At 67.1% G+C, this 15,357-nt stretch carries 13 protein-coding genes; 8 read left to right on the forward strand and 5 right to left on the reverse strand.

Going from position 1 to position 15,357, the window contains the following annotated elements; genetic code table 11:
• Positions 1–2 precede the first annotated feature (2 nt).
• Positions 3–1,391 carry an FAD-dependent oxidoreductase gene (locus ACWDTS_RS18205; RefSeq protein ID WP_450111420.1) on the forward strand — a complete coding sequence of 463 codons (1,389 nt, stop codon included), beginning with the start codon at positions 3–5 and terminating at the stop codon, positions 1,389–1,391.
• Between the two features lie 68 nt (positions 1,392–1,459).
• A complete protein-coding gene (locus tag ACWDTS_RS18210) occupies positions 1,460–3,037 on the forward strand; it encodes an FMN-binding glutamate synthase family protein (RefSeq protein ID WP_450118754.1) in 1,578 nt (525 codons plus the stop codon).
• Positions 3,038–3,062: 25 nt separating this feature from the next.
• On the opposite strand, the gene ACWDTS_RS18215 is transcribed toward ACWDTS_RS18210, so the two are convergent.
• Positions 3,063–3,287, reverse strand: a complete 225-nt coding sequence (locus ACWDTS_RS18215; protein ID WP_450111418.1) for a hypothetical protein — start codon at positions 3,285–3,287, stop codon at positions 3,063–3,065.
• Positions 3,288–3,425: 138 nt separating this feature from the next.
• Here ACWDTS_RS18215 and ACWDTS_RS18220 point away from each other — a divergent pair, with 138 nt between their 5' ends.
• Positions 3,426–3,860 carry a nitroreductase family deazaflavin-dependent oxidoreductase gene (locus ACWDTS_RS18220; protein WP_450118755.1) on the forward strand — a complete coding sequence of 145 codons (435 nt, stop codon included), beginning with the start codon at positions 3,426–3,428 and terminating at the stop codon, positions 3,858–3,860.
• Between the two features lie 31 nt (positions 3,861–3,891).
• On the opposite strand, the gene ACWDTS_RS18225 is transcribed toward ACWDTS_RS18220, so the two are convergent.
• Positions 3,892–5,199, reverse strand: a complete 1,308-nt coding sequence (locus ACWDTS_RS18225; protein ID WP_450118756.1) for a M23 family metallopeptidase — start codon at positions 5,197–5,199, stop codon at positions 3,892–3,894.
• Between the two features lie 111 nt (positions 5,200–5,310).
• On the opposite strand from ACWDTS_RS18225, the gene ilvA reads away from it, so the two are divergent.
• Positions 5,311–6,663 carry a threonine ammonia-lyase IlvA gene (gene ilvA, locus ACWDTS_RS18230; RefSeq protein WP_197254205.1) on the forward strand — a complete coding sequence of 451 codons (1,353 nt, stop codon included), beginning with the start codon at positions 5,311–5,313 and terminating at the stop codon, positions 6,661–6,663.
• 63 nt (positions 6,664–6,726) lie between these two features.
• Here the strand turns inward: ilvA and ACWDTS_RS18235 are convergent, their stop codons facing one another.
• Together ACWDTS_RS18235 and ACWDTS_RS18240 are read right to left on the reverse strand one after the other, a co-directional pair.
• The gene (locus ACWDTS_RS18235; RefSeq protein ID WP_450111415.1) at positions 6,727–7,029 is read right to left on the reverse strand and encodes a hypothetical protein; all 303 of its coding nucleotides are present in this window, start codon (positions 7,027–7,029) and stop codon (positions 6,727–6,729) included.
• A 55-nt stretch (positions 7,030–7,084) separates the two neighbouring features.
• Positions 7,085–7,675 (reverse strand): TetR/AcrR family transcriptional regulator, encoded by a 591-nt coding sequence (locus tag ACWDTS_RS18240; RefSeq protein ID WP_450118757.1) that lies wholly within the window; start codon positions 7,673–7,675, stop codon positions 7,085–7,087.
• Between the two features lie 110 nt (positions 7,676–7,785).
• On the opposite strand from ACWDTS_RS18240, the gene ACWDTS_RS18245 reads away from it, so the two are divergent.
• Positions 7,786–9,294, forward strand: a complete 1,509-nt coding sequence (locus ACWDTS_RS18245; RefSeq protein WP_450111413.1) for an MFS transporter — start codon at positions 7,786–7,788, stop codon at positions 9,292–9,294.
• Between the two features lie 7 nt (positions 9,295–9,301).
• Here ACWDTS_RS18245 and treZ read toward each other — a convergent pair whose 3' ends face one another.
• Positions 9,302–11,050 carry a malto-oligosyltrehalose trehalohydrolase gene (gene treZ / locus ACWDTS_RS18250; protein ID WP_450111412.1) on the reverse strand — a complete coding sequence of 583 codons (1,749 nt, stop codon included), beginning with the start codon at positions 11,048–11,050 and terminating at the stop codon, positions 9,302–9,304.
• Positions 11,051–11,155: 105 nt separating this feature from the next.
• Here treZ and ACWDTS_RS18255 point away from each other — a divergent pair, with 105 nt between their 5' ends.
• From ACWDTS_RS18255 to ACWDTS_RS18265, 3 genes are all read left to right on the forward strand, one after another.
• Positions 11,156–11,794, forward strand: a complete 639-nt coding sequence (locus tag ACWDTS_RS18255; protein WP_450118758.1) for a TetR/AcrR family transcriptional regulator — start codon at positions 11,156–11,158, stop codon at positions 11,792–11,794.
• Between the two features lie 374 nt (positions 11,795–12,168).
• Positions 12,169–14,460: a hypothetical protein gene (locus ACWDTS_RS18260; protein WP_450118759.1), complete on the forward strand. Its 2,292-nt coding sequence runs from the start codon at positions 12,169–12,171 to the stop codon at positions 14,458–14,460.
• 6 nt (positions 14,461–14,466) lie between these two features.
• Positions 14,467–15,168: a GNAT family N-acetyltransferase gene (locus ACWDTS_RS18265; RefSeq protein WP_450118760.1), complete on the forward strand. Its 702-nt coding sequence runs from the start codon at positions 14,467–14,469 to the stop codon at positions 15,166–15,168.
• Positions 15,169–15,357 lie beyond the last annotated feature (189 nt).

The following is a 15,357-nucleotide window of genomic DNA, read 5'->3' on the forward strand; positions in this document are numbered from 1 at the left end:
TCATGAACAGGATCGGCGATCGGGCGGTTGTTCTCGGGGGCAGCATGGGCGGGCTGTTGGCCGCCCGCGCGCTGGCCGAGTTCTACGACACGGTGACCGTGGTCGAGCGGGACGTGCTCCCCTCCGGGGCGGAGAACCGGCGCGGGGTGCCGCAGGGACGGCACGTCCACGCGCTGCTCGCGTCCGGAGCGGAGGCGATGGACGAACTCCTGCCCGGGTTGCTCGCCGATCTGGCCTCCGAGGGTGTTCCGCAGATCGCGTACGGCGACATGGCCGGAGTTCACCTCGCCTTCGGCGGGCACACGTTCGGGAAGAGGGATCGTGTGCAGGACGGGCATGAGACGTACCTGCCGAGCAGGTGCTTCCTGGAGAGCCGGGTGCGCAGTCGGATCCGCGAGTTGCCGAACGTCACGATCCTCGACGGCCACGGTGCCGGAGAGTTGACCACCACGGCCGATCGCCGTCGGGTCACCGGTGTACAGGTGGGTGGTGGTGGGAGCGCCCATACACTGCGCGCGGATCTCGTGGTCGACGCCCGGGGACGCGGGGCGCGCACCCCGGCGATTCTCGAAGGTCTCGGCTACGGGCGCCCCGAGGAGGAGCATCTCGTCGTCGACGTGACGTACTGCAGTCGGTTGTTGCGCATCCCGCCGGGCATGCTGCGGGAGAAGATGGTGATCGTCGGAGCGCAACCGGGCCGCCCGACCGGGATGGCGTTGCTCGCCTGCGAGAACGATACGTGGATGTTCACGGTGAGCGGCATGGTGGACACGGAGCCGCCAACCGACCTCGCCGACACGATCGAGTTCGTCGAGTCGTTCTCTCCGGCGCATGTGGTCGCTGCGCTCCGTTCGGCCGAACCGCTCGGTGCCGTCGCGAGACATCGCTACCCGTCGAGCCAGTGGCGGCACTACGAGCGCATGAACCGGTTCCCGGCCGGGCTGCTCGTGTTCGGTGACGCGGTCTGCAGCTTCAATCCGATCTACGGGCAGGGCATGACCGTTGCGGCTCTCGAAGCGCTCGAGTTGCGAAAGTGCTTGCACCGCAGTGATTCCGACCTTGCCGGCCGGTTCTTCCGGGCAGCCGCCCGGCCCGTCGGGGCGGCATGGAAGTTCGCGATCGGTGCCGACCTGTCGCTGCCCGAGGTCGAGGGACCGCGACCGTGGGGTGTCAGGATCGGCAACGCCTACGTCGATCGGGTCCTCGCCGCCGCCGAGACCGACACCGCGGTCGCCATGCGCTTCCTCCGAGTCAGCAGCCTGTACGACCCGCCGCGGAACCTGGGGCACCCGGCCGTGCTGGCCCGCGTCTGCGCGGCCAATCTCCGGCGTCGCCGACCGTCCACCTCGTCCGCGGATCGAGCGGGCACGTCCACCGTGACCGCGCACTGAGTGCGAGCCGACGGGACGGTATCGCCTTTCCCGACGTGCGGTGCCCGCAACGGACCTACCGTGGATTCATGGACTGGTCGAAGGCTCTCGGAATCCCGGCTGCGGCGCTGGCCGCGGTGGCGTCGTACGACCTGCTCCAGCGTCGGCACGCGCTGCTGAGGAACTTCCCGGTCCTCGGTCACGGGCGGTATCTGCTCGAGGCGATCGGTCCCGAACTGCGTCAGTACATCGTCACCCGCAACGACGAGGAGCGGCCGTTCACGCGCGACCAGCGGCACTGGGTGTATGCGGCGTCGAAGCGGCAGAACGACACGTTCGGCTTCGGCACGGACAACGACGTCGAGTTCACCGACGGGTACACGATCATCAAGCACCGCACGTTCTCCCGGATCCCGCCGTCCGGAGCGCCGCACAGCGGTGAGGGACTGGCGATTCCGTCGGCGAAGATCCTCGGCGGGCCGCGTGGGCGGGCGAAGGCGTTCCGGCCGGAATCGTTCGTCAACGTCTCGGGAATGAGTTTCGGATCGTTGTCGGGTGCGGCGGTGGTGGCTCTGAACAAGGGGGCGGCTGCCGCCGGCTGCCTGCACAACACGGGGGAGGGCGGACTGTCGCGGTACCACCGCAACGGTGCCGACCTGATCTTCCAGATCGGCACGGCCTACTTCGGCTGCCGCGACAGCGAGGGCCGTTTCGATCTCGACCGGCTCGTCGCGCTCACCGAATCGGCACCGGTGAAAGCCATCGAGATCAAGCTGAGCCAGGGCGCCAAACCGGGTCTCGGTGGTCTGCTGCCCGGCGCCAAGGTCACCGAGGAGATCGCCGAGATCCGCGGCGTTCCGGTGGGTCGAGACGTGGTGAGCCCGTCCCGGCACACGGCGTTCCACGACGTCGACAGCATGCTCGATTTCGTGGAGAAGGTTGCCTCGGCCACAGGTCTTCCCGTCGGGATCAAATCGGCGGTCGGCGATCCGACGTTCTGGCAGTTGCTCGTCGACGCGATGCGCGACGGTGACCGTGGCGTCGACTTCGTCACCGTCGACGGTGGCGAGGGCGGTACCGGGGCCGCGCCGCTCGTGTTCACCGATTCGGTGTCGCTGCCGTTCCGCAGCGGATTCGCCCGGGTCTACCGGCTGTTCGCCCTGGCAGGGCTGGCCGAGCGTGTGACCTTCATCGGATCGGGCAAGCTCGGTGTTCCCGACAATGCCGTTGCCGCAATGGCACTCGGTTGCGACATGGTGAACGTTGCTCGCGAGCCCATGTTCGCGGTGGGCTGCATCCAGGCGCAGAAGTGCCACACCGACCGGTGCCCGACCGGCGTGGCCACCCAGAATGCTTGGCTGTCACGAGGTTTGGATGTTCCGTCGAAGGCCGATCGGGTCGAGCAGTATCTGCGGGCGCTGCGCCGGGAGGTGTTCAAGGTTGCGGAGGCGTGCGGTGTGGCGCATCCGAGCCTGATCACCACCGAGGACGTCGAGGTCGCCGACGGAAACCGGCATTCGGTGACCTTCTCCGAGTTGTACGACTACCGGGAGGGCTGGGGCCTGCCCGGTATCGCCGACCGCGACGAGATCACCCGCATCATGGCGGCGACCGCCGCGCAGCGCCCGGGTGACACCGGATCGCACGGCGCGAAGACGAAACCCTAGAAGACGAAACCCTGGAAGACGAACTCTAGCTGCGGCGGTAGTACGCCAGGCGACCCCACCAGGTCACGGTGGCTGCGGCCGCCGCCGAGAGCACGGCGGTCTGTCCGGACCCGGTGATGACGAACAGCGTGAGCAGCACCAGGAAGCCGACGACCAGGGCTTCGAGCTTGTACAGCGGCCACTCGGTGCCGGCGAGGTCGACTCCGGCCACGCGCCGGGCCCGATGGGCCGGACTGTCGAGAGTGGTCATCACGAGGCTCCTACGGTGCTGGAAAGTCTGTCATCAGGGTAGTCGCAGTCGAGAATTCGGGTCAACGAACTTTTTGCCCCGGGTGTGTCGGATCACAGACCGGGTGTGTCGGATCACAGATACGTGTCGACTGTCGGTATGCCTCTCATCGGAGAATACGAACCCAGCCCGGCAAAATGGGCCGCGGACCAGGTCGAGAAGTACGAATCCTCGGACGGTGCCGAGGGGAACACCATGCAGGGCCGGCCGGTGGTCATCCTCACCACCCGGGGCGCCAAGAGCGGCAAGCTGCGCAAGACGCCGCTGATGCGCGTCGAACACGAAGGCATCTACGCAGTCGTCGCCTCGCTGGGCGGTGCACCGAAGAACCCGACCTGGTACTACAACGTCGTCGCGAATCCGCACGTGGAGCTGCGGGACGGTGCCGAGGTGAAGGACATGACCGCACGCGAGGTCCACGGCGACGAGAAGGCCGTGTGGTGGGAACGCGCGGTCGAGGCGTTCCCCGACTACGCCGAGTACCAGAAGAAGACGGACCGGCAGATACCCTTGTTCGTGCTCGAACCGAGATAGGGGACCGCCGGTCGCCACACCACCCGCGCGATCAGCCGAAGTCGACGACGGTCAGCACGAGCGGCAGGGCGTCACGACGCGGCCCGGGGTTCGGCTCGTCGAGCAGTTCGCCGCTCGCGGCGTCGAGCGTGCCCACGACGCTGAACTCGTCGAGCACGAACGGGACGTTGTCGGACGAGAAGATGAGCGGCGTGCGGCTCAACTGGAAGTGCAGGTGGGCCGCCGACGAGTTGCCCGAATTGCCGAGCCGGGCGATCTCGTCCCCTGCGGACACACGGTCTCCGACCTCCACCCTGGGAGAACCGGGAGCCAGGTGGTAGTAGACGGCGAACAGGTCTGGGGCCAGTTCGAGGGCGACCATGTTCCCGCCGAGGTCGGCGAGCGTGAAGCCCGGACCGAGGGGCAGCTTGCCGGGCGGCGTGTCGGGAACGGATGCGTGGACGGCCACGACGGTGGCGTCGGCGACCGCGAGCACCGGGGCGCCGTAGGCGAGGTAGTTCTCGTTCTGTGCCGGATCCCCGTCGACCTCGACGCCCGGTTCGTAGCCGTGCTCACGGGTCGCCGCGACGTCGATCCGGCTCACGTCGATCGCGAACCGCTCGGCCCCGTTGATCCGGCCGCCCACCGGCAGGAGGACGTTGCGATGCGCGTTGAGGGTGCAGCATCCGTTCTCGACGATCCATCCCTGCCCGCGGAGCGGTGCGCCGACGACGACCGGCTCGTCGGTCGAGATCGTCACCGTTCCGCCCGTCTGCGTCACCTCGTCGGGCCAGAGAACCGCGATGCCGCCGTCGCCCGATTCCGGGGAGCCGAACGAGGCGGTGATCCGATGCGTGACGGTCGCGGGAACGGCATCCCGGCTGGGATAGGTGTCGTCGAGCACCAGCAGGGCGGTCTTACCCGACGGGATCCGGATCGCCGGGTCGCCGTCCGCGACGGGTTCCGCACCGCCGTAGTCGGCGAGGATCATCGTCCGGGCGGCGACCTCGTCCTCCGTCAGCGAGGCCACGACCTCGCCGTCGGTGGTGAGCGTCTCGACCGACGTGATGACGGCGGGCCGCGGGGCGAAGTTCAGCACCGTCAACTCGTAGGCCACGTGGAAGAGTTCGTCCGAGCCCGGCACGGGGACCGGGTCGGGTGCCACCACGCCGATGACGAGAGGGGAGATCTCGTCGGTTCCAACTGCCTCGTCGGACGACGATCCTGCCGGACCGCTCTCGGGCGTCGACGTCGGCGATGCCTCGCCGCCCGGGAGCAACGTGCAGGCCGCGACGACGCCCGCACTCGCCACGAAGACCATCGCCGATCGGACTCGCCCGATCCATACCGGCCCAGGCATGTCGTCAGTAGACCGTGTGCGCTGCGAATCCGCAAGCGATTGTCGGCGCAGATCACCGCGGTCACGTGACCTGCTTTGGATGATCGGCGAGGCGGGTGGCAGCATTGACGGGTGACCACCTACCCGCACACCGCTGAACCGACTCGGACGCCCGTTGTGAACGTGGCCGACATCGACGCGGCGGCGGAGCGAATTTCCCCGGCGGTGGCACCCACTCCCCTCGAACATTGCCCGCGCCTGTCCGCGCTGACCGGCGCGAACGTGTACCTCAAGCGTGAGGATCTCACCCGGGTGCGGTCGTTCAAGCTGCGCGGCGCCTACAACGTGATGGCCCAGCTCAGCGACGCAGAACGGGCTGCCGGCGTCGTGACGGCCAGTGCCGGTAACCACGCGCAGGGCGTGGCGTACGCGTGCCGGTCGATGGGAATCAAGGGGCGCATCTATGTGCCCGCGCGTACCCCCAAGCAGAAGTGCGACCGGATCCGCGTCCACGGTGGCGAGTTCGTCGAGCTCATCCCGATCGGCGACACGTTCGATGCCGCGGCCGCAGCGGCCCGCGGCGATGTCGAGCGCACCGGTGCGACGATGGTCGCCCCGTTCGACGATGCGCGCACCGCAGCCGGGCAGGGCACGATCGCCCGCGAGATCCTCGCGCAGTTGCCGGCGGCACCGGACCTGGTCGTCGTGCCCGTAGGTGGCGGGGGGCTGTTGGCCGGTATCGCGGCCTACCTGCACGAGAAGTCGCCGACCACCTCGATCGTCGGCGTCGAACCGGCCGGTGCCGCGTCCATGACCGCCGCGCTCGTCGCGGGCGGCCCGGTGACGCTGCCGGAGGTCGAGCCGTTCGTCGACGGCGCCGCGGTCCAGCGGATCGGAAACGTGCCCTACGAGGTGGTGTCGCAGCTCGGCGCCGAGGTGGTGTCGCACTCGAGTCTGCCGTTGGTCGCGACGATCCGTCAGGACACGCTCGGCACTGCGGCGTTCGGGATGACCCAGGTCGACGAGGGCGCGATCTGCACCGCGATGCTCGAGCTGTATCAGAACGAGGGCGTCATCGCGGAACCGGCCGGTGCGCTGTCCGTCGCGGCGCTCGACCACATCGCCGCGGAGCCGGGATCGACGATCGTGTGCCTGATCTCGGGCGGCAACAACGACGTCTCCCGGTACGGCGAGATCATCGAGCGGTCGCTGGTGCACCGGGGGCTCAAGCACTACTTCCTGGTGGACTTCCCGCAGGAGCCGGGCGCCTTGCGCCGGTTCCTCGACGAGGTGCTCGGCCCGGACGACGACATCACGCTGTTCGAGTACGTCAAGCGCAACAACCGTGAGACGGGCGCGGCGCTGGTCGGCATCGAACTCGGCGCCGCCGACGGTCTGGCACCGCTGCTGGCACGCATGGACGCGTCCCGGCTCGAAGTGCAACGCCTCGAGCCGGGATCACCGGCCTACCGGTACCTGACCTAGCGCCAGGCACCGGGACCGGGACGGTGTGCAGGCTCGCTGTGCAGGATCACTCCCTGTGCAGGGTCACCACGGGCTGCACACCAGCCAGGGACCGAACCAGAAGCAGTCCGCGCGCCACGGGTTGTCCCAGCGGTTGTTCCAACCGCGGTCCCAATCCCGGCCCCGGTCCTTCCGGTTCCAATCGTTGTTCCAGTCCTTGCCCCGGTCCTTGTCGTGCCGGTCGTTGTACGGGTTGTCGTTGACGGGCTGCGCGGCGGTCACCCCGGGCGAAGGGTCGAACGCCGGGGTCGCGGCGGCAACGCTGGCCGGTGCGACGAGAAGTGTGGTGGTGAGGAACGTACCCGCGAGAATTTTCTTGAGATTCATGACGATCACCTCGGCAGTGTGCCTGTAATCGACGGTACTCCTCGATGAGAAACTTTCAATTCTCTTGGCTACCTGCGGTTTCAGGGTCTCTGCGAGTGCGCTCCGGGTCCTCGGGATCGCCGCGGCGGAGCAGCCGAGCGACCACTCGGTGGTGGAGATCGGGGTCGGTGCGCGGCAGGCCGAGCAACGCTCCGAGGTAGATGCCGTCGCCGACGAGTCGCACGATTTCGGCGTCGACGGGGTCGTCGAATTCTGCCTGGAGTCCGTCATCCCAGGACCGCATCACCTCGACGACGGCGCGCTGCACCTCGTCGTGCTGCCCGTCGGCGCTGCGCATCGCGGCGACCATCGAGCGGAACAGCGAGATCTCCGCGGCCTCACCCAGGTCGTCCGGATAGGACAGGTACCACTCGGCGACCCGGGTGCCTCCCGCGACGGCCTCGGCGAGTCGCTCGTCGCTGCGGGCGCCGAGTCGGCGCACCATGGCGGCGAGCATCGCTTCCTTGGTCGGGAAGTGGTAAAGCAGACCACCTTTCGAGACACCGGCGGCCGCGGCCACCGCTTCGAGAGTGACCTGGGCGACGCCGACGTCGAGCAGTGTGCGTTCGAGTGCGTCGAGGATCCGGTCGCGGGTGTCGGAGGCCATGGTGTGAGCCTAGTCAATCCGCTGTACCGGCCGGACGGTTCGTTGCTACCCTGAAAATCACTGTACCGGCTGGACGGTTAAGTAAATTCTCGAAGTCTCGGAAAGAAGTCATGCGCGAACACCCCGGCACCGCGACCATCCCTGCCTCCGTGAGGGCCGACGCCCGCACCTGGCTGGGCCTCGCCGTGCTCGCGTGCGCCGTGTTGCTCATTGCGATCGACGCGACCGTGCTCGATCTCGCCCTGCCGTTCATCAGCGCCGATCTCGCCCCCACCGGGGTGCAGCTGCTGTGGATCATCGACGTGTACTCGTTCGCCGTCGCGGGCCTGCTCGTGACGATGGGCGTGCTCGGCGACCGCATCGGGCGCCGCCGCCTGCTGCTCGTCGGCGCGACCGGCTTCGCCGCCGCCTCCGTGCTCGCCGCCTGGGCAGTCGGCCCCGAGATGCTCATCGCGGCACGCGTGCTACAGGGCATCGCCGGAGCCACCCTGATGCCCGCGACCCTCGGCCTGATCCGGCACATGTTCGCCGACGCGCGCCAGCGCACGCTGGCGATCGGTGTGTGGAGCGCGATGGCCGCCGGAGGCGCCGCGGCCGGGCCGATCGTCGGCGGATGGCTGCTCGAGCACTTCTGGTGGGGCTCGGTGTTTCTCGTCAACCTGCCGATCATGGCAATTCTCGTGATGGCCGCGCCGCGGTTGATCCCCGAGTCCCGCGACCCGGCACCGGGCCGATTCGATCTCGTCGGGGCGATCGCGTCGCTGGTCGCGGTGCTGCCGCTCGTCTACGCGATCAAGGAGTCCGCGCTGCACGGCCTGCAGCCGGAATACCTCGTCGCCGGCAGTGTCGGCGTTCTCGCGGCACTGTTCTTCGTCCACCGGCAACGCACTACGTCGTCGCCGTTGCTGGATCTGTCGCTGTTCGCCGAGCGCACCTTCTCGACCGCCGTGGCCGCCAATCTGTTGTCGGTGTTCGCGCTCGCCGGGGTGCTGTTCTTCGGCTCGCAGTATCTGCAGCTGGTGCTGGACGTGAGCCCGCTGACCGCCGGACTGCTCATGCTCCCGGGTACCGCGGCCAGTGCGCTCGGCTCGCTCGCCGCCGGACCGCTGACCCGTCGCCTCCCGATCGGTGGGGTGCTGGCGGGTTCGCTCGCGGCTGCCGCAGCCGGTGCCGGGGCACTGCTGGCGCTCGGTGCCGACGGCGGTGCCGGGGTGTTCGTCGCCGGTTTCACCGTCGTCGGTGCGGGTGTCGGCGTCGCGCTGACGCTCACCACCGATCTCGTGGTGGCCGCAGCACCACCGGACCGGGCGGGCGCGGCGTCCGCCGTGTCCGAAACCGCGTACGAACTGGGGATGGCGCTGGGCGTGGCGGTGCTCGGCAGCGTCGTCAGCGCGACCTATCAGGGCCGGCTCGCGGAACTGTTCGTGTCGACCGAGGGGCTCGACACGCTCGGCAATCTCGTGGAGACGGCACGACACCTGCCGGAGTCCGCGGCCGGAGCGCTACTCGTGGAGGGTCGTGAGGCCTTCGTCGCCGGAATGCACGGTGCCTCGGCCGCCACCGCCGTCATCCTCGCGGTGACCGCCCTGTTCGCGTGGAGGATGCTGCGGCGACGCTGAGAAGATGTCACCGTTCGTGGTGGTCGATTTCGCCCTCGAACACCGCGAACGAGTGGCCCGGGATCAGGGCGGCCGAACGGGTCCGGTTGACCACCGGTTCGTCCCACCACATCAGCGGAACACCGCCGACCGGAACGGTGACCGGATCGGCTCCGAGATTGCAGGCGACGCGAATCGTCCCGCGGTGCACGACGATCCAGCGTTCCTCCTCGTCGTAGTCGACCTGGAGGTTCTCGAGCCACGGATCCGTCAGCTCGGCGCGGGCCCGCCGCAACGCGAGCAGGTCCCGGTAGCACGCCAGCAGGCGCGCGTGCTCGGGCTCGGTGCGTTCGGCGCGATTCAGGACCGAACTCCGGAACGTCTCCGGGTCCTGCGGGTCGGGCACGTCCTCGACGTCCCAGCCGTGTTCGGCGAATTCGCGCCTGCGGCCCTCGACGACCGCGGCGGCGAGTTCCGGTTCCGGATGCGAGGTGAAGTACCGGAACGGGGTGCCGGCACCCCACTCCTCGCCCATGAACAGCATCGGCGTGTAGGGGGAGGTCAGCACGAGCGCGGCCTTGACGGCGAGCTGTCCGTGATCGAGATACCGGCCCGGCCGGTCGCCGCGTGCGCGGTTGCCGACCTGGTCGTGCGTGCACGTGTAGGCCAGCAGTGAACTGGCGGGCGTGCGGCGCACGTCGAGCGGGCGCCCGTGGATGCGACCGCGGAAACTCGAATACGTCCCGGCATGGAAGAAGCCGTGCTGCAGGGTGCGGGCGAGGCAGTCGAGCGAGCCGAAATCTCCGTAGTACCCTTGCCTTTCGCCGGACACCGCCGCGTGCACTGCGTGGTGGATGTCGTCGTCCCACTGCGCGTGCAGGCCGTAGCCACCCGCCGAGCGCGGAGTGATCAGGCGCGGATCGTTGAGGTCGCTCTCGGCGATCAACGTCAGCGGGCGACCCAGATGTACGGACAGCCTGAAGGTTTCGGTCGACAGATCCTCGAGTACGTGGGTGGCGGTGTGGTCCACGAGCGCGTGGACCGCGTCGAGCCGCAGTGCGTCGATGTGGAAGTCGCGGAACCAGCGCAGGGCGTTGTCGATGATGTAGCGGCGCACCTCGGCGGACCCGGGGCCGTCGAGGTTCACCGTCTCACCCCAGGTTCCCGCGCCGCCGGTCAGATAGGGACCGAAACGGCCCAGATAGTTTCCGGACGGGCCCAGATGGTTGTACACCACGTCGAGTACGACTCCGAGTCCGCGCGCGTGTGCGGCGTCGACGAAGCGCTGCAGCGCGTCCGGCCCGCCGTACGGCTCGTGCACCGCGTACCAGAGCACCCCGTCGTAACCCCAGCCGTGGGTGCCGTTGAACGCGTTGACCGGCATGAGTTCGACGAAGCCGACCCCGAGCTCGACGAGTTCGTCGAGATGCTCGATCGCCGCGTCCAGCGTGCCGGCCTCGGTGAACGTGCCGATGTGCAGTTCGTAGACGACGCTGCCCGGGAGCTGCCGACCGGTCCACGACGAGTCCGTCCAGACCGCGGGATCGAGCCGGTGCAGCTGCGACAGGCCGTGCACCCCGTCCGGCTGCCGGGGCGAACGCGGATCCGGCAGCGCCGTCGCGTCCTCGTCCACGACGAAGCCGTAGCGGGCGCCGGGGGAGGCATCGACCTCGGCGCGCCACCAGCCGTGCTCGTCGCGCTGCATCGGATGGACGGTGCCGTCGAGGTGCAGTCGGACGGACTCGGGGACGGGGGCCCAGACCTCGAAGGTGTGCACGGGTCCAGCATGCACGGTCCGCGAGATGCGCGCAGCTTCACCCGATTCGGATGCCCCCGATTCGGATGCATTCGGGATGCATCCGATGGGCTAGGGTTGCTCGCGATGTCCGAGAACACCGGGAAGAGGACGTACAAGTCCCCGCTTCGGGAAGAAGCCGCTCGTCGCACCCGCGCCGCCGTCCGTGCCGCGGGGGCGCGGCTCTTCGTCCGCGACGGCTACGTGTGCACCACGGTCAAGCAGATCGCCGACGAGGCCGGGGTCGCGGTCCGGACGGTGTTCACGGCGTTCCCCGGCGGCAAGTCGGAACTGTTCCGTGAAGCACTCGACGACGCGGTCGCCGGGACCGGTGACCCCGCCGTCCCGGCGCGACGGGAGGTCGCGCACGGGGGTTCCGACGCCGACCTGATCCTCGAGCACGTGGTCGGATTCGGCACCGACATACTCGAACGGGCCGGCGGTCTGCTCATGACGTCGATCGAGTCCTCGGGCGCCGACGAGGACATGCGGCGCTTCGCGGACGAGGACGCCCGCGCGACCGCTGAGAACGCCCGCACCATCGCCGAGGGCCTGCGCGCGAGCGGCCTGCTCCGGGACGGGGTGAGCGTCGAGCACGCCGCGGACGTGCTCTTCACGCTCAGCTCGCCCCAGGTGCACGCGCTGCTGCGCCGAACGTGCGGCTGGGACGTCGAGCAGTACCGGACGTGGCTGACCGACACCCTGCGCGCGACGCTGCTGCGCTGAATGCAGCCGGGCCTGTAAGTCGCAGGCCGCGGAAACGAGTGCCGTCGAGACGGATAAATTAGTCGACCTAACTATCAGTGACTGCTGTGCGTTGAGGGAGGACAATTGAGCCGAATTTTGTTGCTGTAGGGGCTCGTGGGGAGGTGCAGCAATGGGCGCGCCCGAACTGGCTGCGCGGATCGCGTTCTCGTGGGCTGGGTGAAATCATCTGCCGCAACACGCGGAGGTCCGCATGGAATGGAGATTTGAAAACGCGGGAATGGGCACTGAACGGTGATCGAGTAGAGCATTTCTTCGGGTCTGATAATTCGCGGCAGTATGTGTCGAGGGCTCTCGTCGCGTGGGCGATGATCCCATCGAGGAGGCTATCTCCGATGAATTCCGTATGGAGCACAGTCGCGGACGAATTCACACTGCGCTCACTCTCACATGTTCGCGGTGAAGCTGGGCGGGCGGGAATTTCGGTCGATGCAATCGACGCATTCGTGCAGAAACCTATCGATGGCATGGTGGCGGTAACTGCCGATGAACTGCAGCGCATGCTTGAGGCGCGGTGGGAACCGCCCTCGGAGTGGCCGAATGCTGCGGAACTGCAGGCGTTCTACATCTACATGCGCTGCATGAAGTTATGGGAAACGAGCGCCGACTACGAATCGATTCGCGCGCTGATCCGGACGGAAGTGCGGGCGTGGGGCAAGATCACGAAGCGATACGATCCATGGCGCTTGCCGGTCGATGTCCTCGTCCGGCATACCGCAACTATTTCGGCGTGTATGGCGGTGGAGGGGGCTGTCCTGTGTTCGTGTCCGTTCGACTTCGCGGAACAGGCCCGCGCGGTTGTGTCACAGACACGAGCTCAACAGGCGCGGTTGCGACGGCTCGCGCGCCCTACCCAGTTCAGTGCCCTCGTCGTGCACATCCTGGACGTGCATGTCTGCTATTTCGAGTGTCTTGTGGCGGTTGCCGATGCACTGATCGCGGCCGGACGTGATGGCCTCGCCGCCCTGGACGACTTGGAGCGCACGATCGAGCTTCTCGCGCGCTCGGAACGTTCGCCGCTGCTACGAGGCGATGTGTACGCCTCTGAGCTTCGTGCCCATCGTCACCTTCTCGCCACCGTCTGTGACCGCCTGCGCGACGTAGCGGCTCCCGTCCTCGAACTGCGGGAAGCTAAGCTGACATATGTATACCCGTTCACTCTCGAGGGTGTTCGGCCGCTCGCCTGGAAAGGTGACTTGAGCGACGCGGGACAGGTAGCCCAGGGTGATGGTGCCCTGGCTGGTCAGCGTGCCCTGGAGGTGTGGTGCGACGATTCCTCCCGGAGCGGAACGGCGGTTGACCTCGCCGGTGAAGTACCAGTAGGCGCCACAGTTTCGGACCTTACTGATATCTGGTGGGACGAGGGCCCGGAGGACGAAACCTATTCGGCCATATCGTTAGCGTTGCCGGCGCTTTCCGTAAAGACGACTTCGCCGGATCCGAATGCCGAAGGAGCTACTGTCGAACTGACGGGTCTGAGCGTTGAGATTCGCCTGACCTCGTTCGGAAACCATTATGTACGCGTCGAGACCCCACTCGCAGCGATGTCGTTGCACGAGCTGAATCAAGCGCTGCGTCGTGGCTCCCTCTGGATGGGAGAAGAGGCTGTCACAGGCGGTGGTTATCGATCGTGGTCGGGAATCGCCGAGTACGTCAAATCGGTAGTCGAAGCTCTCGCATCGAGACTGAATGGGGCAGAACCGAACTTGCCCGACTCCACCATCCCCCATCTGAATGTACGCGAGAGCATCAACGTCGATGCCGACTACCATGTTGTCGTCGAGATCCGGTCGGCATCGGTGCAGACGGTCAGTGGGGAACGATGCGCCACGATCGACGACATCCGTGAGGCAGCTGGATCGCTGCTCTTCCAGCCGGTGCATCGGGTGCCGGTCGCTCTCGAGGAATGGCTCTGCTACAGGACCCCGGACGACCTTCCCAACTTGCTGGAATCGACACGTTTCGAGTGTGACTTTGCGGCCCGAACCGCAAATACCACACTGTTGTTTCTCCCGGCCTCCCCGAATTGGGCGTATCTCGGCTATCGGGAAATGTCGGAGTTCGCGGCTGCTGTGCCGGCGCTCCTGCGACAGTGGCGAACTCGGCTCGACGCACAGCATGACGTTGCGCGGGGGGAATTCGAGAGATGGAGATTGCGCGCTGCGGCTCGGTGGCGCCTGAGGCGGAAGAATACCGAGCTCGAGCAGGCACGGCTGACACTGAATATGCATGCCGGGACGATCCGTTCGCTGCGTGTGCCGCTTCGCTCGGTCGAACTGGTGCGGTCCGACGCGCACCGTGTCTTTCTCGATAATCTGATGGCATGCGCCGAGGTGCCACGGCTCATGGCAGAACTCGACCAGCACATTCAGCGAGCGGATCAGCAAATCGCGAATATGTCCGAATTTCAACGCTCAGAGGAAGAGAAGCACACTCGTCGCTACCAACTGATGGTGGAGGTGATTCTCGTCTTTCTGGCGTTGGCTGGATTGGGCGCTTATGTGGATGCCCTATATTTCACCGGTAGCGAAGGCAGGGAGAACTGGGGCAACCGCGAGTTCTTGGGGTTCGGTGTGGTCGCGCTCCTTGTCGGAATCGTCCTCGTTGGTACCAGGGCGTGGCGGTGACACGACGTGGACATTCGCTTGCTCGAAGAACATCACGTCGATCGCGGACAACTCGAGTGGTTCTACGAGGATGTGCTCACGCCGTCCTTCCCGTCGGCGGAACTGATATCGCGAGACGAATTCCTCGGTTCCGTAGCGGATCCTTCCGGCGGTACCTGTACGATGCTGGCCGTCGACGGTTCGGGTGAGGTGATCGGCGGAATCGTCGGTGAATGGTTCGCTGATTGTCGCGTGCTGCTCGATTCGTATCTCGCGGTCAAGCCGGGACGCCGCGGTGGCGGGATCGGGCGTCGCCTCATCGAAGAGTCCATTTCCCGCTGGTCCAGCCGGTTCGTGCCGCTGCTCATCGTTGGTGAGGTCGAAGACCCGCGTTTTCATCCCGCGACGGTGTACGGTGACCCGGTTGCGAGGCTTCGGTTCTACGCAGACCTCGGTGGGACGATCCTGTCCGTTCCGTACTTTCAACCCGCGCTTCGCGAGGACCTCGATCGGGTCCGCAACCTCTTCCTGATGGTTTTCGCGTCCGATATGTCGTGTCGATCCGATTCCGGAGTGGATTCCAGGGTGGTTCGCGCGTTCCTCGAGGCAAATCTCTGCGCCTGTGAGGAGAGCATCGATCCCGACGACGCCGAGGTGCGAGCGCTGTGGGAGGCTGTCGATCACTCCGACTGTGTTCCGCTGCTCGATCCGGAGCAGTTTCTGAACTGACAGCCGATCACTCGGGACCAGCCGCGTGGTGCACCGTCCGCCGCGGCTCGTACCACTCGCTCCCGGCGGGTTCGCCGGACAGGTTCCACCCGACTTAGGACATTTTTAGTACCCCGCGAAGCCGAGATCCGCAAGAATTTTCTGCTGAGCGGCTGGGATCTGCGGCGGGAACGACTCGGTGGCCCCGTT

It is taken from the genome of Rhodococcus sp. NPDC003383 (genome assembly GCF_053589115.1).

Coding starts and splice junctions, on each gene's coding strand:
- ACWDTS_RS18220 (WP_450118755.1), top strand. CDS start 3,426: ATGCCTCTCATCGGAGAATACGAACCCAGCCCGGCAAAATGGGCCGCG.
- ACWDTS_RS18205 (WP_450111420.1), top strand. CDS start 3: ATGAACAGGATCGGCGATCGGGCGGTTGTTCTCGGGGGCAGCATGGGC.
- ACWDTS_RS18235 (WP_450111415.1), bottom strand. CDS start 7,029: ATGAATCTCAAGAAAATTCTCGCGGGTACGTTCCTCACCACCACACTT.
- ACWDTS_RS18260 (WP_450118759.1), top strand. CDS start 12,169: ATGAATTCCGTATGGAGCACAGTCGCGGACGAATTCACACTGCGCTCA.
- ACWDTS_RS18210 (WP_450118754.1), top strand. CDS start 1,460: ATGGACTGGTCGAAGGCTCTCGGAATCCCGGCTGCGGCGCTGGCCGCG.
- ACWDTS_RS18255 (WP_450118758.1), top strand. CDS start 11,156: ATGTCCGAGAACACCGGGAAGAGGACGTACAAGTCCCCGCTTCGGGAA.
- ACWDTS_RS18245 (WP_450111413.1), top strand. CDS start 7,786: ATGCGCGAACACCCCGGCACCGCGACCATCCCTGCCTCCGTGAGGGCC.
- ACWDTS_RS18215 (WP_450111418.1), bottom strand. CDS start 3,287: ATGACCACTCTCGACAGTCCGGCCCATCGGGCCCGGCGCGTGGCCGGA.
- ACWDTS_RS18225 (WP_450118756.1), bottom strand. CDS start 5,199: ATGCCTGGGCCGGTATGGATCGGGCGAGTCCGATCGGCGATGGTCTTC.
- ACWDTS_RS18240 (WP_450118757.1), bottom strand. CDS start 7,675: ATGGCCTCCGACACCCGCGACCGGATCCTCGACGCACTCGAACGCACA.